The sequence below is a fragment of the Bartonella tribocorum CIP 105476 genome (assembly GCF_000196435.1).
Lineage (GTDB): Bacteria > Pseudomonadota > Alphaproteobacteria > Rhizobiales > Rhizobiaceae > Bartonella > Bartonella tribocorum.
In genome coordinates this window covers 1952885-1970031 of sequence record NC_010161.1, presented here as the reverse complement: position 1 = coordinate 1970031, position 17147 = coordinate 1952885, and the positions used below count along the sequence as shown (strand labels likewise).

At 46.0% G+C, this 17147-nt stretch carries 24 protein-coding genes; 23 read left to right on the top strand and 1 reads right to left on the bottom strand.

What is annotated here, in order from left to right; all coding sequences use genetic code 11:
• Positions 1-100 precede the first annotated feature (100 nt).
• Positions 101-922: a DNA adenine methylase gene (locus tag BTR_RS08710; protein ID WP_012231790.1), complete on the top strand. Its 822-nt coding sequence runs from the start codon at positions 101-103 to the stop codon at positions 920-922.
• Between the two features lie 489 nt (positions 923-1411).
• Here BTR_RS08710 and BTR_RS08705 read toward each other — a convergent pair whose 3' ends face one another.
• Positions 1412-1942 (bottom strand): helix-turn-helix domain-containing protein, encoded by a 531-nt coding sequence (locus BTR_RS08705; protein WP_041582726.1) that lies wholly within the window; start codon positions 1940-1942, stop codon positions 1412-1414.
• Positions 1943-2092: 150 nt separating this feature from the next.
• Here BTR_RS08705 and BTR_RS08700 point away from each other — a divergent pair, with 150 nt between their 5' ends.
• The 22 genes from BTR_RS08700 to BTR_RS08595 all read left to right on the top strand — a co-directional run bounded on the left by BTR_RS08700 (position 2093) and on the right by BTR_RS08595 (position 16977).
• On the top strand, positions 2093-2398 hold the full coding sequence (locus tag BTR_RS08700; protein WP_005864619.1) for a helix-turn-helix domain-containing protein: 306 nt from the start codon (positions 2093-2095) through the stop codon (positions 2396-2398).
• A 73-nt stretch (positions 2399-2471) separates the two neighbouring features.
• A complete protein-coding gene (locus tag BTR_RS13170) occupies positions 2472-2609 on the top strand; it encodes a hypothetical protein (protein ID WP_169309790.1) in 138 nt (45 codons plus the stop codon).
• Complete coding sequence (locus tag BTR_RS08695; protein ID WP_012232202.1) at positions 2593-2991, top strand: hypothetical protein; 399 nt, start codon at positions 2593-2595, stop codon at positions 2989-2991. Before BTR_RS13170 ends, BTR_RS08695 begins: the two co-directional genes overlap by 17 nt.
• On the top strand, positions 2991-3851 hold the full coding sequence (locus BTR_RS08690) for a ParB/RepB/Spo0J family partition protein (RefSeq protein ID WP_041582684.1): 861 nt from the start codon (positions 2991-2993) through the stop codon (positions 3849-3851). Before BTR_RS08695 ends, BTR_RS08690 begins: the two co-directional genes overlap by 1 nt.
• The gene (locus BTR_RS08685; RefSeq protein ID WP_012232200.1) at positions 3848-4306 is read left to right on the top strand and encodes a hypothetical protein; all 459 of its coding nucleotides are present in this window, start codon (positions 3848-3850) and stop codon (positions 4304-4306) included. Before BTR_RS08690 ends, BTR_RS08685 begins: the two co-directional genes overlap by 4 nt.
• A complete protein-coding gene (locus BTR_RS08680) occupies positions 4303-6282 on the top strand; it encodes a transposase domain-containing protein (RefSeq protein ID WP_012232199.1) in 1980 nt (659 codons plus the stop codon). Before BTR_RS08685 ends, BTR_RS08680 begins: the two co-directional genes overlap by 4 nt.
• A gap of 357 nt (positions 6283-6639) precedes the next feature.
• Positions 6640-7671 (top strand): AAA family ATPase, encoded by a 1032-nt coding sequence (locus tag BTR_RS08670; protein ID WP_012231826.1) that lies wholly within the window; start codon positions 6640-6642, stop codon positions 7669-7671.
• The gene (locus BTR_RS08665) at positions 7668-7937 is read left to right on the top strand and encodes a hypothetical protein (protein ID WP_012231825.1); all 270 of its coding nucleotides are present in this window, start codon (positions 7668-7670) and stop codon (positions 7935-7937) included. Before BTR_RS08670 ends, BTR_RS08665 begins: the two co-directional genes overlap by 4 nt.
• On the top strand, positions 7937-8206 hold the full coding sequence (locus BTR_RS08660) for a hypothetical protein (protein WP_041582725.1): 270 nt from the start codon (positions 7937-7939) through the stop codon (positions 8204-8206). The genes BTR_RS08665 and BTR_RS08660 overlap by 1 nt, the downstream gene beginning before the upstream one ends.
• Positions 8199-8822: a DUF3164 family protein gene (locus BTR_RS08655; protein WP_012232197.1), complete on the top strand. Its 624-nt coding sequence runs from the start codon at positions 8199-8201 to the stop codon at positions 8820-8822. Before BTR_RS08660 ends, BTR_RS08655 begins: the two co-directional genes overlap by 8 nt.
• 22 nt (positions 8823-8844) lie before the next feature.
• On the top strand, positions 8845-9462 hold the full coding sequence (locus BTR_RS08650) for a regulatory protein GemA (protein ID WP_012232196.1): 618 nt from the start codon (positions 8845-8847) through the stop codon (positions 9460-9462).
• Positions 9463-9468: 6 nt separating this feature from the next.
• A complete protein-coding gene (locus BTR_RS08645; RefSeq protein WP_012232195.1) occupies positions 9469-9876 on the top strand; it encodes a helix-turn-helix domain-containing protein in 408 nt (135 codons plus the stop codon).
• An 86-nt stretch (positions 9877-9962) separates the two neighbouring features.
• A complete protein-coding gene (locus BTR_RS08640) occupies positions 9963-10544 on the top strand; it encodes a glycoside hydrolase family 19 protein (RefSeq protein ID WP_012232194.1) in 582 nt (193 codons plus the stop codon).
• The gene (locus BTR_RS08635) at positions 10541-10828 is read left to right on the top strand and encodes a hypothetical protein (protein WP_012232193.1); all 288 of its coding nucleotides are present in this window, start codon (positions 10541-10543) and stop codon (positions 10826-10828) included. The genes BTR_RS08640 and BTR_RS08635 overlap by 4 nt, the downstream gene beginning before the upstream one ends.
• Positions 10821-11162, top strand: a complete 342-nt coding sequence (locus BTR_RS08630; protein ID WP_012232192.1) for a hypothetical protein — start codon at positions 10821-10823, stop codon at positions 11160-11162. The genes BTR_RS08635 and BTR_RS08630 overlap by 8 nt, the downstream gene beginning before the upstream one ends.
• The gene (locus tag BTR_RS08625; RefSeq protein ID WP_038473872.1) at positions 11128-11379 is read left to right on the top strand and encodes a hypothetical protein; all 252 of its coding nucleotides are present in this window, start codon (positions 11128-11130) and stop codon (positions 11377-11379) included. Before BTR_RS08630 ends, BTR_RS08625 begins: the two co-directional genes overlap by 35 nt.
• The gene (locus tag BTR_RS08620; protein ID WP_012232191.1) at positions 11363-11677 is read left to right on the top strand and encodes a DUF2730 family protein; all 315 of its coding nucleotides are present in this window, start codon (positions 11363-11365) and stop codon (positions 11675-11677) included. The genes BTR_RS08625 and BTR_RS08620 overlap by 17 nt, the downstream gene beginning before the upstream one ends.
• Positions 11674-12030 carry a VpaChn25_0724 family phage protein gene (locus BTR_RS08615; protein ID WP_012232190.1) on the top strand — a complete coding sequence of 119 codons (357 nt, stop codon included), beginning with the start codon at positions 11674-11676 and terminating at the stop codon, positions 12028-12030. The genes BTR_RS08620 and BTR_RS08615 overlap by 4 nt, the downstream gene beginning before the upstream one ends.
• Positions 11993-12574, top strand: a complete 582-nt coding sequence (locus BTR_RS08610) for a phage protein Gp27 family protein (protein WP_012231815.1) — start codon at positions 11993-11995, stop codon at positions 12572-12574. Before BTR_RS08615 ends, BTR_RS08610 begins: the two co-directional genes overlap by 38 nt.
• A complete protein-coding gene (locus BTR_RS08605; RefSeq protein WP_012231814.1) occupies positions 12567-14189 on the top strand; it encodes a hypothetical protein in 1623 nt (540 codons plus the stop codon). Before BTR_RS08610 ends, BTR_RS08605 begins: the two co-directional genes overlap by 8 nt.
• A 12-nt stretch (positions 14190-14201) precedes the next feature.
• A complete protein-coding gene (locus BTR_RS08600; protein ID WP_012231813.1) occupies positions 14202-15779 on the top strand; it encodes a DUF935 domain-containing protein in 1578 nt (525 codons plus the stop codon).
• Positions 15772-16977 carry a phage head morphogenesis protein gene (locus BTR_RS08595; RefSeq protein ID WP_012231812.1) on the top strand — a complete coding sequence of 402 codons (1206 nt, stop codon included), beginning with the start codon at positions 15772-15774 and terminating at the stop codon, positions 16975-16977. The genes BTR_RS08600 and BTR_RS08595 overlap by 8 nt, the downstream gene beginning before the upstream one ends.
• The last annotated feature ends 170 nt before the right edge of the window (positions 16978-17147 follow it).

The window sequence follows — 17147 nt, the reverse complement described above, 5'->3', positions numbered from 1 at the left end:
CAACCCCATCCGATGCAACTTAACTTAACATCGCAGCCACTTCTTATCGCTTAAAGCAATGAGAAGACGGTTAACATAGATGAAAGAGTGTTAAAAAATAATGGATATACTTCATAAGGAAAAATTAAAATCTGTTGAACCTATTTCACCAGCTGCTGCTTATATTGGGGGCAAAAGAAGATTAGCCAAAACCATTGTCAAAATCATTGAAGATATTCCACATAGCATTTATGCCGAGCCTTTCGTTGGTATGGGTGGAATATTCTTTAGACGGAAACTGATACCATCAACTGAAATTATCAATGATTTTTCAGGAGATGTGGTGAATTTTTTTCGGGTGTTACAACGCCATTATCACCCTTTTATAGAACTGTTAGCGTTTCAAATAAGCAGCCGTGAGACGTTTGAACGCTTACAGACACAAAATCCAGAAACGCTTACGGATTTAGAACGGGCTTTGCGGTTTTTATATTTGCAGCGTTTAAGTTTTAGTGGGAAAGTAGCAGAGCGTACGTTTAGAGTTGAGACAGACCGGTGTGCACGGTTTAATCCCTTCAAACTTGAAGGTATATTAAAGCTTATTTACCGCCGTTTAGCGAGAGTTATCATTGAACATTTAGATTGGTCTGATTTTATTGTGCGTTATGACCGGCCAAATACCTTGTTTTATCTTGATCCACCTTATTTTGGTGTTGAGGATTATTATGGCAAGGACTTGTTTAAGCGGGAGGATTACCAGACGATGTCTATGCTGCTTGCACAATTAAAGGGGAAGTTTCTTCTCTCTCTCAATGATGTGCCAGAGATTCGAAAAACCTTCAGTCAATTCCATATAAAAGAGGTAAGAACAATTTATTCCTGTAATTTGTCAAATAATGCGATTCCGGCAAAGGAACTCATCATTACCAATTGTGATATTTAGGAGAAGAGAAAAAGATCTATTAAAGGGATTGTAGTTTGACAGTAGGTTTTGGATTAAGTGGGAAGAGGTGGGATTAGTTAGGAATAGGTGATAATTTGTTGTTTTTATGCATAAAATTTAGCATTAAATGCGCGTTTTGTCAAAATAGATTTTGACACCTAAAATGATCAAAAAATGCGAAAAATGGTAAAAAGCGCGTTTTCATTGTAAAAATGAGAAAAGCCTTTGAAAGGTCTTTGAAAACCCTGTGAAAAATTTTGAAAAGTCTGTAAAAGCCCAGAAAACTGCCTTTGAATACCCCGTGAAAAAAATTCGGTAAATTGTGAAGCTTACTCCAAAATCAGCCAAAAATGACCAAAAAAGCAAAAAAGATATGCGCCATATGGCGCGTTTCTATTTTTTGTAAATATAATTATTTAAAAACAATGTGTTATTTAAGTTTCTTAATGTAAAGAGAAACGCGCCTGTATTTTTCATTTTAGAGAGGCATTAAGCCGTATTTTGTGTAGTTTCTAGATGTACTCTTTCAGCCTCTATTTGACGCTTTAAATGAATTTTAAGAAGAGGGAAAGTCGCTTCTACTTCTTCCGTGTCGTTGATGTCTTGAACAAGCTCTTGCAACTTTATACAAAGCTCTGCCGCTAATTCCGCTATATCTTCAGGGGGGAGTTTTATATTTGCATCGCGATAAGTTGTATAAGCTATGCGACCAAGCTTTTTCATGAGACCAGTAGGGATAGTTTGTGGTTTAAAACCAGCTGCTTTCGCCTTTTCCATGTCTGTAAACATTTCGCCTTCTCCAGTGAGAAGCCAATGAAAGTCTACGCCATAAATTTTGTGATAGGCAATTACGATAGATGCTGGTGGCTCATTTATACCAAGCTCATAATTTGCAAGCGTATTTTTTGCCAAATTAAGAGATTTGGCAAAAGCACCGCGTTCTTCGTTTCCGAGGATTCGTCTTATTTCACGTAGGCGTTTTGCCAATGGTGTTTTAGGTTCTGTTTCTAAACGTGCCAAAAAAATACCCATTAAGACCATTTTATGGGTTGACAAACCCGTAAAATGGTTTTAACTGTTATTACCGCCCGATATAGAGGGCAGATATTTTACAATTAACCCCACAAAAAACGGATGTGGGAGCATCCGTTTGAAGCAGGAGCGAAAGTTATGACAACCACCCAAACATGCATCCAAGTATGGGATCGCCATAGTATTTTAGCCGAGCTACGCCGCCGTAATATGACCTTGGCGGAGCTCGCGAAAGCTTATCAACTCTCGTCATCCAGTGTTCAACATATCTGGACACGGTCTAACGAGAAAGCCGAACGTGCTATTGCCGATTTTATCGGTTTGCCCGTCGAGCAAGTATTTAGCGACCGCTACCCCAAAAGTCGCCGTCGCATTTTTAAAGCAGCAAAACATGCCAATACAGATTCGCGTGCGCATTCTGCTTTGCGCGGTAATGCTGCTTAAACTTCGTTACACGGCTCTGCGTTTTTGCGCATTTGCCATGCATTTAAATACCATAAGATGAAAAGGTTTATCAATGTCTAAAGATCAATACGAAATAGGCCAGATAAATTGCATAGCGTTGCATCATGGGGCAGCCGATTGGATGGGTTGTTTTTTAGGATTAACTGGTCAAGTTTTCTTTATCGGGGGTGGTTATGGTTGCTGCTTATAATTTATGGACCCCAGATGTCAGACGCGATATCGTTAATCCTTATTCGGAAGTTGAACGGTTAGAAGCCATGCTTGCCTGTTCTTTTAAGGCGGTAAGTGGAGGATTTAAGCATCTGCCGATCCGGTATATTATTGACCCACCGCATGGCTTATTTGATGCGGCGCTAGCACGACAGATTGTTATCCATATTTTGCATTATCAATTTGAGGTACCACGGCGGCGTCTTGTTGCTATGCAAGAGCGCGAACGCACGGCTGTTGCTCGTTCTTTGCGTACAATTAATCGGCGTTTGGAAGAACCCGTTTTTGCGAAAGCCTATCGAAGATGGGCGGGTCGTGCGATGGATTTATTCTTACGAGAAATGGAAAAGGCGGCGGCGTGATGGCACAGTTTCAAGAGATTGCTTTAGATTTGATTGTTGTTCCCGAACGTATACGCCCTGTAGATGATGAGCATGCCAAGGCGCTTGCACAATCCATGGCGCGGGAGGGATTGATGAATCCGATTACTGTGCGCCATACCCCCAATGCTAAGGAAGGCAATTACACGCTGATTGCTGGCGCGCACCGGCTGAGGGCTGCGGAGCTTTTAGGTTATAGCAAAATTGATGCGGTTGTGGTGCAAGCGGATAAGGACAATGCTGCGCTTTTAGAAGTGGCAGAAAACTTGTTTCGCAATGAATTATCAGTGATTGACCGCGCTTTATTTGTGCAGACTTACCGTGAATTGTGGGAAAAGAAGTATGGGGAGATTAAGGTTGGTGGGGATGGTAGTAATCAATATAAAGTCAAAAAAGAGCAATTCGGTCAACTTGACCGAATTGCTCATACAGATGAAGAAAGTGATAAGGGAGTTACTTTTTGCTTTGCTAGACATGTGGCAGATCGTATTGGTTTATCTGAAGAGTCAGTGAGACGTCTCAATCGCATCTCCAAGTATTTACAGCCGGAGTTGCGGTCTGTTTTGCGGGGGACTGCTTTGGCGGATAATCAAGCGCAATTGTTGAAGCTTGCGAAGATGGAGCCGGTTGCGCAACGGCGTGTGGCAATTGCTTTGCAACAGGTTGAGGGGGATTTACGGCGGGCTGTTGATTTGGTCAATGGGATTAATACGCCGCCGCAAATTAATGAACAAGAGCGGGTTTTTGCTCAGTTATTGGGTGTTTGGCAGAGGGCGGATGCGCAGACAAAGGCGCGGTTTTGTGATTATTTGAACAAGCAATCGGGGGAGGTGCTGTCATGAAGAGGCATGGTTGCGGGCAGCTTGATTTTTTCCAAAAGCCGGTTTTTCCCTGCCGCGAACCCGTTGCGCAGATTGATTTAGGGCGGTTTCGTTCACGCATTAAGCGAGCGATGGCGCGGGCTTTGAGAGAATGCCGGCATGAGCGCAGTGTGATTGCGGAGCGTATGGCGCATTATTTAGGGATTGGGTGTTTAAGTAAGGCGAGTTTGGATGCTTATGTGGCAGAAAGTAAGCAGGTTGATATTTCCCTGCCACGGTTTAAGGCATTTGTGCGGGCGACAGAGGCATTTTGGCTCTGGGATGAGGTGGTGAGTGAAGATGGATTGTTGCTGTTGCAAGGGGATGAGGCACGTTTAGCAGAAATTGCAAGGTTGCAGCAGGAACAGCGGGAGATTGCAGCGCAATTGAAAGCCATGCGCGCAACGCCGGTTCGCATTAAAAGGGGGCAGCCATGAAGGAATGGTTTCGTATTGCCGAATTGGCTGAAGCAGCTTTGCCAGGGTTGCCGAAAAGTAAAGGTGGATTGCGTAAAATTTTAGCAACCACATGGCGTCATCAAAGTGAATTGACACGTAAAGTTAAAGGGGTTTCTCGACCTATTGTAGAAGTTCACATTTCCTTATTGCCGGAGGGGGCGCGGGCGGCATTGTTGGTGCGGTTTGGTGGGGCTGTTGATGTGAAACAAACGCAAGGGGAGCAAAAGACAAGTATTTGGGGGCGTTATGAAGGGCTTTCAAAGGTGCATAAAAGGCGCTGTGAAGAGCGTTTGAAGGCGCTTTGTTCTATGGAGGATTTACTTCAAGCCGGTATGGGGGTGCATGATGCGGCAAGTTTGTGCGCGGTTCAGTTTGGGGTGAGCCGGATGTCGCTTTTTAATTGGCGGCAGATGGTGGAAGGGTATGAGCGCACTGATTGGTTAGCGGCGCTGGCGCCTTGTTATGGTGAGGAGCGTTTTTCGCAATGGGCTGAGTGTCATGAGGAGGCATGGGAGGTTTTGTGTTCGGATTATTTGCGTTCGTCCCGCCCTGCTTTTTCGGCATGTTATCGACGTATGGTTTTGGTGGCGCGTGAGAAAGGGTGGGAGCCTATTCCTTCAGAGCGGGCGTTACGGCGGCGTTTTAAAGCGCAAGTTTCCAAAGCGGTTGTGGTGTTGGCGCGTGAGGGTGAGGAGAAGGCCAAGAAGCTTTATCCGGCACAACGGCGTGATCGCTCGAGTTTGCATGCTTTGCAAGCGGTGAATATGGACGGGCATAAGTTGGATGTTTTTGTGCGTGTTCCGTGGAGCTTAAAGCCAGTGCGGCTTTATCTGATAGCGATACAAGATCTTTATTCAGGCAAGATTTTATCATGGCGCCTATCGGATGCGGAGACTTGGGAAATCGTGCGTTTGGTGATTGGTGATATGGTGGAGGCTTATGGGATACCGGAGCGTATGACCTTAGATAATGGGCGTGCTTTTACCAGCAAGTGGATTTCTGGGGGTGTGCAAAACCGCTTTCGTTTTAAGATTAAGGCGGATGAACCGCAGGGTCTTTTGACCAGTTTGGGCATTCAATTGCAATGGACGACTCCTTATAGCGGGCAGTCGAAACCGATTGAGCGGGCATGGCGTGATTTGGCAGAGGCGATTTCGAAGCATCCTTTTTGTGCGGGGGCTTATACGGGCAATAAGCCGGATGCCAAGCCTGAAGATTATGGCAAACGTGCGATAGAATTTGAAGCGTTTAAAGCCCATGTTGGTGCGCAGATTGTGGCGCATAATGCACAAGCAGGGCGCAAGGCGCTGACATGTGCGGGGCGCAGTTTTGATGAGACTTTTGCAGAAAGTTTGACAGCAGAGGGGACGATTATTCGGCAGGCAACGGCAGCACAGCGTGCTTTATGGCTTTTGACCTCAGAGGCATTGCGTACACAAAAGGGGACGGGGGAGATTCATTTTTATGGCAATCGTTATTGGGCGCGGGCATTGAATGAGTATGCGGGGAAGAAGGTTATTGTACGCTTTGATCCGGATTATTTGCACCAAGATTTGCGGGTTTATGATTTGAACAATCGGTTGCTTTGCATGGCAGAATGTCTTGCAGATGTGGGCTTTTATGACCAGCAGGCAGCGCGTTTGAATGGGCGTTTGCGTAAAGAATATGTGAGAGCTGTTAAAGCAGAAAAACAATTGGCAGCAAAGCTTGCACCTGATCACTTGGCTGATGTTTATGGGCGCCTTGAGAAAAAGGATGATGGTTCAAAATCCAAGCTTGTTGTTAAGCCAAAGGTTAGCCGCTTGATGCCAAACCATGCGGGGAATTTAGCCGTGAAAGTGCAGGATGATGAGGCTTTGGAACCCCAAGAATTTAGTCAACATTTGCACAAAGCTTTAAGACGGTTTTCCGCCTCTGATGAGGGGCGTGAAGTGATAAAGTTTCCTAAACGATAGGAAAGGAAAGGGGGGGGATTTGCCAAGAATTCTCACAAGAAAAGGGGAGAAGGAAGGAAAGGGGGGACAAGGAAGCCGATTTTGTATGGCGTACGGCTTGAAGCGTTTATTAAAGAAAGGGGGGAGGAGTCTTAATCCTTTCAATCTTTCAATCAATACGATCAAATTTTTAGGCAAATCTTCAGATGCCTTTGCCTGACCAGGTGAGGAACATGGAGTGATTCAACTTTCCCAAAAGGAGAGGGGGATTTTCAAGGAAGCCGATTTTGTATCGCGTACGGCTTGAGGAGCAAAATGAATGGGTAGGTTGGAGCCCTACCCATTCGATATCTAAATCAATACGAAAGGGGAATATACATGAAGTACGCGATAAATGCAACGGTTGAAAAAAATCCTTGGGCGCGCCCAAAAAAGCAGCCCGATGGGGCAGCGCAAAACCGCAATAGTGATGATATTGCTTTATGGAACACGCTTGTGGATTCGGTAAGAGCTCTGGCACAAATGAATGATTGGACGAAAGCAGAAGTGGCGCGGCGCATCGGCATGCCGGATGGGACGTTTTCGCAGTGGTATGCGGGCAGTTATGCGGGGCAATTGGGTAAACAGAATGCGAAGGTTCACCAATGGGTTGAGGCTTTAAAAGAAACAGCGGGATTTTTGGAGAAGATCCCCGAAAAGCCTGCGTTTCAAAAGAACCGTATAGCTTGTGAAATCATTGACACGCTAACACTGGCGCAAAGTACGGGTGATATGGTGATGATTACGCTTGATGCGGGCAATGGTAAGACAGAAACCTGCCGGCATTACCGCGCAACCCGCCCGCATGTTTACCTTGTGACAGCAAGCCCGCATACGCGCAGTGTTCATGGTATTTTGAATGATATGGCAGCGGAATTGGAAGTGGTGGAATATAACCCCACCCGCTTAACGCGTGCGATTGGCAAGAGATTAGAGCGTGTTGGTGGGGGGACACTGCTGATTGTGGATGAAGCGCAAAATTTAACAGATGAGGCGATTAATCAGTTGCGTCATTTTGTTGATATCAATGGCACAGGGCTCGCTTTGGTGGGGAATGATGAGATTTCAGGGCGCCTTGTTCATCGTCAAAATGGTCCTTCTTATGCACAAATTAAAAGCCGCTTGGCAATGCATCTAAAGCGTCGCAAGCCTTATAGCGAAGATATTGCGGCGCGCATTCACGATTGGGGAATTGAAGATGCTGGTGCAATAAAGTTTTTGACAGGGATTGGTTTGAAAGCTGGGGCTTTACGGCAGATTGATAAGACGATGATGTTAGCACGCATGGCAGCGCTTGGAGATGGGTGTGAGGTGACTTTGAAACATGTCAAAGCGGCATGGAAAAACCGCGATGTGGAGGAATTGGCATGATCTCTTTATGCGACAAAGAATTATCCGATACGCTTGTTGGTCTTTATGACGATTATCAATGCGGTTTTGATATTGGAGAAAAGCTTAAATTGTGTGTTGATTTGGCGTTATTGCTTGAATTGGAGTTGAGTGTTCACCGTTTGGGGGAAGCGGATGCGGTTTTGGAAGGCCAAGTTGCAGAAGTTTTGGCTGAGTGTGACAGCTCTGATCGAGATGAAGATAAGAGCAATCGTGTGATTTATATGGATTTTGGAGGAAGCAAATGATGGAACGTAACCCTTATATGGTAAGAGATTGCTTGATTGCTTTGCGCTCTGGCTTTTTGAAGTATGAGATGAATGGTATTTTTTTGCATGCACAAGATGTTCGAGAATTGACTGAGTATTTGCGTCGCCTTGCGGGCTATAACCACATTTTAGGTCATGAGCTTTTGCGGTGTCGTTGGCAATTGAAAGCGGGATGTGTGCCTCATCGAGGTGAAGTTGTGCCGTTTCGCCGGTTTCAAGAAACACAGGAGGAGTTTTGCGATGAATAAACAAATTGAGCTTGAAGGTGTGCATTATATGAGAGATGCAAAAGGGGCTTTGGTGCCGGTAAGTCTGATCCGCCCTGCGGATTTGCTTGAGGATGAAACGGTGCGTAAGGTTATGGGATATGCGAAGGAATTATCGGCAAGGATTGCGCGTTTTAACAGCCATACGCTTGCGGATTTGAGTGCTTTTGATGGCTTGCTTGCGCAGGAATATGGTGTGGAGCGGCGTGGTAAAAAGGGCAATTGTACGTACACCAGTTTTGATGGTTTGCAGCGTATTAAGGTGCAGGTACAAGAAAGCTTTGATTTTGGACCGCAATTGCAAATTGCCAAAAGCCTTCTTGATGAGTGTTTGAATGAATGGTCTGCGGATGCGCGCCCTGAAATCCGTGCGATTATTACGCGTGCTTTCAATACGGATAAGGAAGGCAAGGTGAATCGCGGCGAAATCTTTATGCTGTTGCGTTTGGATATTGATGATCCTCGCTGGAATGAGGCGATGCGGGCGATCCGTGAAGCTATTCGTGTGACAACATCTAAAGAATATGTGCGTTTTTATGAGCGTGATAGCCTAGAAAGCCCTTGGCGGGCTGTAACGCTTGATTTGGCGAAGACATAAAGGGAGTTAGTAAGGGGATACCATGTCTTTAGCGGCTATTCATATGGGCAAACGCGCGTTAGGTCTTGATGATGAGACCTATCGCGCCCTGCTTTTTCGATTGACGGGCAAGCAATCGGCAAAAGATTTGAATGTTTCAGAACAGCGCTTGGTGATGCAAGAAATGCGCGCCTATGGGGGTGGGGTCAATGGCAAGCTTTTGAGAGGCAAATATGCCAAAAAGCTTCAAGCCTTATGGATTGCAGGGTGGAATCTTGGCATTATCCGCGAGCGTTGTGATAAGGCATTGCTTGCCTTTGTCAAAAGACAGACAGGGATTGATCATATTCGCTTTTTACGCGATAGCGATGATGCTGCAAAAGCCATTGAGGCGTTGAAAAGCTGGTTGCAGCGTGAGGGTGGGGTTGACTGGAGAGGAAAAGTCCGCCAAGATTCAAGGGGAATACACCCAAGCATTGCCATTTTGTGTGCCCAATGGAAGCGTTTGCATCAGGGTTGCTTGTTTGATGAGACAGCTTTTCAACAAAGTGTGATGGCGGTGAGTGGTAAAGCTTTTTGTGAGATGAGTGGGGGCGATTTTATGCGTGTTATGAATGTTTGGGGGCGGAAAATCCGAAAAGGTGTTCAAAGCGAGGGGTAAGCGTGCATGCACGAGGAAATCTATAGCGATTTTCCTGCCTTATTGCGTGAAATAGCCGCTGTTGCGGGCAGTGAGGCGGCATGGAATATGATGCGTGCTTTTGGCGGACGAGAAGTTTATATCCCTGGGCGTCTTGAGAATGCGGATTGGTTGATTGAAATTGTTGGGTTTGAAGAGGCGGAGCAATTGATCAACCATTTTTGTTTTAATGGTTCGGGTGTGCGCCTTCTTATCCCCCTTGGTAGAGATGCTGAACGGCGGCAAAAAATGATGCAAGCGCTGCAAAAAGGCTGGTCGGTAGATGCTGCAGCAGCAGTTTCTGGTATGCATGTGCGTACAGCCTATCGCTTAAAGAAGAGAATTTCTTCAAAAGAGCCCCAAGGTTTATTATTTCCAGAGTTTTATGAGTATTGAGGGTTTTGACTGACAGTGTCAGGCTTATATGGGGGGCGTGAGATTTCGTAAACTGCGAATGAATTTTATTCATTGAGTGGTTTGTTATGATTTCAATAGATGCCTCTTTTCTTCATTGCCTTGCGCCTAAACTGACGCATCATGCGCGCCAAGATTTTATTATTGTTGAAATGGCACGCGTGTTGCCTAAAGCTTTATCTTATGGGGAACTCACGACGCATTTGCGTATTGCACATTTTTTAAGCCAATGTGCGCATGAGAGTGATGGCTTTTTTACCCTGCGTGAATATGCCTCAGGGCGCGCTTATGAGGGGCGGCGTGATTTAGGTAATGTCAACCCTGGTGATGGGGTGCATTTTAAGGGACGTGGTTTGATCCAGTTGACGGGGCGCAATAATTACCGTCGTTTTACGAAGTTTTGGCGCTTAATCGATGAACAAGCGGTTGATTGTGAGGCATTTCCGCAAGTGCTGGAAAAGTTTCCTGCAGCCCTTTGGTCGGCTGTTTGGTTTTGGCAGATGAAAGGCTTAAATAAGCTTGCTGATCGAGATGATGTCGTGGGGATTACCAAGGCAATTAATGGGGGAAGAAATGGACTTGTGCACCGCTTGACCTATTTGAACCGCGCCAAAAAGCTTTTGGGGATTGGAGGCGAGGTGGAAGCATGAAACCCTCTTATCGTGGTTCGAAACGTTATTTATGGTGGTCCTTTTGGTTTGCTTGGGGGGTTATTTTTTTGCTGATTGCTGGTGGTTTGTGGGGAGCACCACGTATTGTTGATATGGCAGCGATTTCTATTCCTTCCATGGTGGCGATTATCGTTGGGAATTTGGGGGTGCATCGTGGTTTTGGTTCGTTGGATTTTTCCAATAGGAAACATTCTCATAAGCAGCATAGCAGCGTCTATGATGGGGTGGAGATAACGGGGTGGAGTGATAAGCGCCATGTTTAGCCCTGTTTTGAAACTGTCTTTGGGTTTGCTTTTTTGGGGCGGTGTGATGTTGGCGGCTTTTGGCTTTATGAAAGCGCAAGTTTTAAAGGCGGAAAAAGCGCGTGATGTGTATTGGCGCTTGGAGATTGCCAAGATTTCTTTACAAGCACGGCTTGAACAAGAGAGGCAAAGAGAGGCTGCGCAAAAAGCAGGGCTTCAAGCACAAGCGGTGATTTCTAGTTTGGAACAAAAGCTTACAAAAATGGAGGAGATCAATGCAGTTTTGCCAACTGTTCCTAGCGGTTGTCTTGGGCTTGAGCGTGTGCGCTTGCTCAACACCCAAGCTAAGAGATAGCTTTTCTTATTCGTTTTTATCGGCTGAATTGCCACCTGTTGTTCGCATGGCGTGTCACCAGCCTTCTTTGTTGCCGGAACATGCTTTGAACACGCGCGAAGTGGTGCATTATTGGAGCCGTGATCGTGCTGCTTTATTGATTTGTGAACAGCGTAGAAAAGCTGCGGTTAAAGCAGTTTTAATGAGGTCAAGGAGGGGGCGTGAATTTAGATATTAGTGTGGCTAATGGTTGGCTGTCTTTGTTGTTATCCATTGTTGCCATTTGTGGGGTTTTGAAAGCTTATTTTTCTTCTGGTGCGCGGGAAATGTTGAAAGACATCACGGCGCTTAAAGAGCGTGTGCAAAAGTTAGAGACGGAGATAGATTTTTTGCCTGATCGTGATGCGCTGCAGAGGTTGGAAGTGAATATGGAGAAATTGAATGGTCGCCTCAATACGCTTTCTGCGCAATTACAACCGGTGGCAGCCATTGGTGAGCGCTTGCAAGAATTTTTACTGGAGAATGCCAAGAAATGAAAGCAGATATGGATAAAATCATCCGTGAAGAAGCGCGGTTGATTATTTTAAAAGGGCTTGCTTGTGAGCGGAGCGAAACCTTATCGAGTGCGATGATTGAGCGGCTTTTATACAGTTACGGTATCCGGCGGGATGGTGATTTTGTCCGGAATGAATTGGCTTTTATGGAAGAGCAAGGGGCTGTTACGTTAAAATGTGTGGGTTCTGTTTTGCTTGCGGCTTTAACGGAACGGGGGGCACGTCATTTAGACCGGAGCTTTTTCATTGAGGGGATTAAACGCCCCAAACGTTCATCGATAAAAGACGAGGTGAGGGATGCGCAAGGTCGGGCGTGGACGCTTAACAGCGATTGATTTATTGCCGCAAGCTTGTGATCAAATTATTGCAGAGGCGGCTGAGGCTTTAAATGGGCGTGAAAAGACGCAAAAAGCCATTTATGATGAATTTAAAGCGGCTTTGAAGGCTTTAAAAAAAGAAACGGGTCTCAATTTTTCTATTCCCTCCTTTTCCAGTTTTAATCGTTATTCTTTGCGTTTGGCTGTGATGTCAAGGCGCTTGGAGCAAACCCGTGAAATTGCCGCAAGCCTTTCGCAACGCTTTGATGCCAAGGCTTCTGATAATATTACTCTGTTGACGGCCGCCGCGATTAAAGAGCTGATTTTTTCCACGTTGAGCAGTGGAAAAAGCCTTTCACCAAAGGCAGCCCAAGAATTGGCCAATGCGCTTAAAGGGGTTTTGGCGGCTGAACATTTGTCGACCACCAGACGGCAAAGATTAGAAAAGGATTTTACCCAAAAAGCAAGCAAAGCGGTTGACGCTGCAGCGGCAGCGGCGGGGCTTTCAGAAGAGCGTGCGCGGGCTATTCGTGCGCAGGTGTTGGGGGTAAAACATGGCTGAAGGGCAGATGGGTGGAAGCCCTGCTGTTGAAGATCAGGCACACTTTGACATTTGGCAGAGGAGCACTTTTCCCAAAGAGAGTGATCCCTTAGCGGAAGGTGTTTTGATGGCGCATCAACGGGCATGGATTGAGGATAAGTCTGTGTTAAAATTGGTGGAAAAGGGGCGGCGGACCGGCATTACTTTTGCAGAAGCTTTGGATGATACACTGATTGCGGCAGCGAGCGTTAAGGCTGGGGGCGATAATGTTTTTTATATTGGTGACACCAAAGATAAGGGGCGTGAATTTATTGGCTATGTGAGCAATTTTGCTTCGGCAATCACAAGCCACAGTGGTGATGTAGAGGAATTTTTATTTCCAGATCAAAGGGCGGATGGTTCCACGAAATATATCTCTGCTTATCGGGTGCGCTTTGCTTCTGGGTTTCGTATTGAAGCGCTCTCAAGCCGCCCTGAAAATATTCGGGGGTTACAGGGCATTGTGGTGATTGATGAGGCGGCGTTTCATCAAGATGTGCGCGCTGTTTTAGATGCGGTGAATGCTTTGCTTATTTGGGGGGGTAAAATCCGTGTGATCTCCACCCATAATGGTGTGCTTAATCCTTTCAATGAACTGATCCGTGAGGCAAAAGCAGGCAAGGTTCCTTTTTCTCTGCATCGTTACCCTTTTGGTGAGGCTGTTAAAAATGGTTTGTTTAAACGGGTTTGTGCCATGAAGGGGGCGGTGTGGAGTAGGGGAGCAGAACAACAATGGGAAGAGCAAATTCGTGCCTCTTATGGGGTGCGTTTGAGTGCGATGCGCCAAGAGTTAGATGCCATACCGGCGGATCAAGAAGGGGCGGCTTTAACGCGTTTGCAGATTGAAAATTGTTGTGCGAAAGATATTGCGGTGTTGCGTTTTGCTTGTGTGGATGATTTTAAAAATCAATCGGAACAACAACGAAGTATTGTTGCTTTTTCTTGGTGTGAGAAGCATATCAAGCCTTTGCATTCTAGGCTTGATCGGCGGCGTCAACATGTTTTTGGTGTTGATTTTGCTAGGTCTGGTGATGCCACCTCCATTGTGGTGATGGAAGTGGGACAAGATTTGGTGCGCCGTGTGCGGTTTATGGTGGAATTGCGCAATATGCCGTTTGATCAACAAAGAGAGATTTTATTTTATGTTGTGGGTGGTTTGCCACGTTTGTTGGGTGGTGCGTTAGATGCGCGGGGCAATGGGGCTTATTTAGCGGAAAAAGCGGCACAGCGTTATGGGGGTCTTGTCAAGGAAGTGTCCTTGTCACAAAGTTGGTATGGCAAGGAAATGCCGGCTTATTTGGAAGCTTTTGGGGATGGGTCCATTGTTTTGCCGCGCGATAGCGATATTGTTGCGGATCATCAAGCGCTTGCTTATGTCAATGGCATTGTGAAAATTCCAGACAATCATCGTTTTAAAGGCAGTGATGGTTTTATGCGTCATGGTGATAGCGCGATTGCTTGCGCTTTGGCTTATTTTGCCAGCCGGCAGACGCCGGAAATTTACGAATATACGCCTGTGAGAGAGGTTTATGGTTTTGATGAAAGTCCGCTCTTTTCACCCGCTTTTGTTTCAACGATGCGATCAAAGATTTATTGATGGGATGATGAAATGGTACAACTTTTAGACCAATGGGGCAGGGCTCTTAAGATAAAGGGATTGGAACGGGAAGTTGCAAGCCCTACCATTGGGGGTGTTCGTGATGTGTGGTCACAAACTGTTGTGAGTGGTTTGACGCCTGCGCAACTTGCTGATATTTTGCAGCAGGCAGCAAGGGGGGCTCCAGAACAGTTTTTTCAACTTGCTGATGATATGGAAGAGCGCGATTTGCATTATCGTGCTGTGCTTGGCATGCGTAAAAATGCTCTCACAGGGGTGGAGCCTGGGGTGATTGCCGCAAGCAACAGTGCATTGGATAAAAAGATAGCGGATGCGGTGCGGGAAGTGATCAGTGCACCGACTTTTGTTGATGATTATGTGGCGGATTTGTTAGATGCTTTGGGAAAAGGCTATGCGGTTGTTGAAACTTTGTGGGACAAGAGTGCTAAGGAATGGTGGCCGGTTGCTTGGAAATGGCGTGACCAGCGGTTTTTTCAATTGGATCGGCGGGATGGCTTTCATTTGCGTTTAAAAGAAGAGGGGTCTTTGTATGGAAGTGAATTGCCTGCTTATAAATTTTCTATTCACAGACCCAAGCTTAAAAGCGGTTTGCCTATTCGTTCTGGACTTGCACGTCTTGCGGCTTGGGCTTTTCTCTTCAAGTCTTATACGCTGAAAGATTGGATGGCATTTTTAGAAGTTTATGGCATGCCTTTGCGTGTTGGTAAATATGGGGCAAGCTCTTCTCATGAGGAGCGGCGGGTTCTGATTCAAGCGGTACGTGATTTATCCAGTGATGCGGCGGCGATTATTCCCAAAGAGATGGAGATTGAGTTTATTGAAGCAGCAGGGGGCAGTGGCAATGCGGTTTTTGCCGCGAAGGCTGAATATTTAGATCGGCAGATTTCTAAAGGGGTATTGGGGCAAACCATGACGACAGACGATGGTTCGTCTTTTTCGCAAGCCCGCATTCATGAAAATGTACGCCATGATATTGCTAGAGCTGATGCACGCCAATTAGCCTTGACCACTAATCGTGATTTAATCGTTCCCTTTGTTGAGATTAATTTTGGACCCCAAGAGCGCACTCCGCTTGTCTATTGGCCGATTTCGGAAAATGAAGATATTAAAGCCATCAGTGATGCTTTGGAAAAACTTGTTCCTTTAGGATTGTGTGTGGGGGCGCAAGAAGTGCGCAATAAGATTGGCTTTTCGCAACCCAAAAAGGGAGAGGATGTTTTAAAGGCTCCTTCCCTTACAGCTGATGATGCCGGGCAACAAAAGGCAGATGTTTGTGCTGATTGTGGGGGTGTTGTTGATATTTCTGTGACAAGAAAGCAGGGCGAAAGAGAGCAGGGCGTGAAACATCACGACGAATTGGATCGGCTTTCTGAAGAAGCTTTAAGCGACTGGGAAGAGGATTTAGAACCCCTTTTAGAACCTTTTAAAAAGCTTGTGAGAGAGGCTAAAAGTTATGAGGATATCCTTAAAGGCTTAGATGAATTGTTGGGTGAGATGGATCATCATGCCTTGGCAGCACGCTTGGCAAAGGTGCAGATGATTGCACGTGGGTTGGGGTATCATGGATGAGGAACTTTTTAAAACGGCCCCTAAAGAGGTGACCCGTTATTTTGAAGCCAAAGCGCTTGTTCCAAGTTTTGATTGGCGGGATATAGCACCAGAAGAACATGCCTTTTCCTTTACGGTGGCAAAATCGGTAGGCTATGATATTTTAGAGGATTTTAAGCAAGCGGTTGGAGAAGCGATAAAGCATCAAGTTCCTTTTCAAGAGTTTCAAAAAAATTTAATGCCGATTTTGCAGGAAAAAGGGTGGTGGGGGAAAAAATTAGCGCGTGATCCGAAAACGGGTGAAAAGAGTGTGGTGCAATTGGGCAGCCCGCGGCGCTTAGAAACGGTTTATTGGGCCAATACCATGAGTGCGCATGCGGCAGGTGAGTGGGAGCGCACACAAAATAATAAAGAATTTTTGCCTTATCTCACCTATGCGTTGTCGAGTTCAGAACATAAGCGTTTGGAACATGAAAGTTGGGTGGGGTTTACGGCACCTGTTGATGATCCCATTTGGGATTGGCTTTATCCACCCAATGGCTGGCGGTGTAAATGCAGTGTGCGACAGGTAAGCCGTTATGAAGCAGACAATTTAGGCTATGAAGAGGGGGCAGCGCCACCCCATGTGGAGACGCGGGTTTGGCGCAATAAGCGGACGGGGCGCGTTGAAAAGATACCAAAGGGGATTGATCCTGGTTGGCATTTGAATCCTGGAAAACATCGTGCGCAAAATTTAAGCAATTTTTTGAGTGATAAAATTGACGCCATGGGGGACAATCAGAAACGCATTGCCATTGAAGATATTGTGGGCTCACCCCTTTTGGAAGCCATGTTTGAAGGACATATGCCACGTGGATTTATTCCCATTGCCCCCATGATCCAAAAGGTGCGTGATGTTTTTGCAGCGGAGGACTCTCTTATTCGCTTATCTTCAGACAGCGTAAAACATATTTTGTTAGAGCATCAAGCACGAGCTCTTCACTTGGAGGATTTTCGTGGTGCCATTCAAACACTCATTCGCCCCCATGGCGTTATCAGACGCAAAGATACGCAGGGTGTTATGTTTTTTGGTGAAAGTGGTGGGGCATGGTGGCGCTTTGTGGTCAAATGGGTAGCAAGCAAACAAGAATGGTGGTTGACCTCCATGCATAAAAAGAGCTCTAGAGAAATTGGACGCTTATTGGATGCGGCTGAAAAGAAGGATGAACGGTTGTTGTAAAGAACACCGTAAAGCTCTGTTGGCTTTGCAAAGAAGGAACTGGTGTGTGAGGAAAAATGAGAAGGCGTGGAGGGCGGTCAACTCCTCGCAGATCCGGCAAAGCCGTCCTGGTATAACTGGCTCACGCCTCGCGGGTAATCTAACAGTTTAAAAGTTTAAAAGCAATCTTT

Coding starts and splice junctions, on each gene's coding strand:
- BTR_RS08710 (WP_012231790.1), top strand. CDS start 101: ATGGATATACTTCATAAGGAAAAATTAAAATCTGTTGAACCTATTTCA.
- BTR_RS08700 (WP_005864619.1), top strand. CDS start 2,093: ATGACAACCACCCAAACATGCATCCAAGTATGGGATCGCCATAGTATT.
- BTR_RS13170 (WP_169309790.1), top strand. CDS start 2,472: ATGTCTAAAGATCAATACGAAATAGGCCAGATAAATTGCATAGCGTTG.
- BTR_RS08695 (WP_012232202.1), top strand. CDS start 2,593: ATGGTTGCTGCTTATAATTTATGGACCCCAGATGTCAGACGCGATATC.
- BTR_RS08690 (WP_041582684.1), top strand. CDS start 2,991: ATGGCACAGTTTCAAGAGATTGCTTTAGATTTGATTGTTGTTCCCGAA.
- BTR_RS08685 (WP_012232200.1), top strand. CDS start 3,848: ATGAAGAGGCATGGTTGCGGGCAGCTTGATTTTTTCCAAAAGCCGGTT.
- BTR_RS08680 (WP_012232199.1), top strand. CDS start 4,303: ATGAAGGAATGGTTTCGTATTGCCGAATTGGCTGAAGCAGCTTTGCCA.
- BTR_RS08670 (WP_012231826.1), top strand. CDS start 6,640: ATGAAGTACGCGATAAATGCAACGGTTGAAAAAAATCCTTGGGCGCGC.
- BTR_RS08665 (WP_012231825.1), top strand. CDS start 7,668: ATGATCTCTTTATGCGACAAAGAATTATCCGATACGCTTGTTGGTCTT.
- BTR_RS08660 (WP_041582725.1), top strand. CDS start 7,937: ATGGAACGTAACCCTTATATGGTAAGAGATTGCTTGATTGCTTTGCGC.
- BTR_RS08655 (WP_012232197.1), top strand. CDS start 8,199: ATGAATAAACAAATTGAGCTTGAAGGTGTGCATTATATGAGAGATGCA.
- BTR_RS08650 (WP_012232196.1), top strand. CDS start 8,845: ATGTCTTTAGCGGCTATTCATATGGGCAAACGCGCGTTAGGTCTTGAT.
- BTR_RS08645 (WP_012232195.1), top strand. CDS start 9,469: ATGCACGAGGAAATCTATAGCGATTTTCCTGCCTTATTGCGTGAAATA.
- BTR_RS08640 (WP_012232194.1), top strand. CDS start 9,963: ATGATTTCAATAGATGCCTCTTTTCTTCATTGCCTTGCGCCTAAACTG.
- BTR_RS08635 (WP_012232193.1), top strand. CDS start 10,541: ATGAAACCCTCTTATCGTGGTTCGAAACGTTATTTATGGTGGTCCTTT.
- BTR_RS08630 (WP_012232192.1), top strand. CDS start 10,821: ATGTTTAGCCCTGTTTTGAAACTGTCTTTGGGTTTGCTTTTTTGGGGC.
- BTR_RS08615 (WP_012232190.1), top strand. CDS start 11,674: ATGAAAGCAGATATGGATAAAATCATCCGTGAAGAAGCGCGGTTGATT.
- BTR_RS08610 (WP_012231815.1), top strand. CDS start 11,993: ATGCGCAAGGTCGGGCGTGGACGCTTAACAGCGATTGATTTATTGCCG.
- BTR_RS08605 (WP_012231814.1), top strand. CDS start 12,567: ATGGCTGAAGGGCAGATGGGTGGAAGCCCTGCTGTTGAAGATCAGGCA.
- BTR_RS08600 (WP_012231813.1), top strand. CDS start 14,202: ATGGTACAACTTTTAGACCAATGGGGCAGGGCTCTTAAGATAAAGGGA.
- BTR_RS08595 (WP_012231812.1), top strand. CDS start 15,772: ATGGATGAGGAACTTTTTAAAACGGCCCCTAAAGAGGTGACCCGTTAT.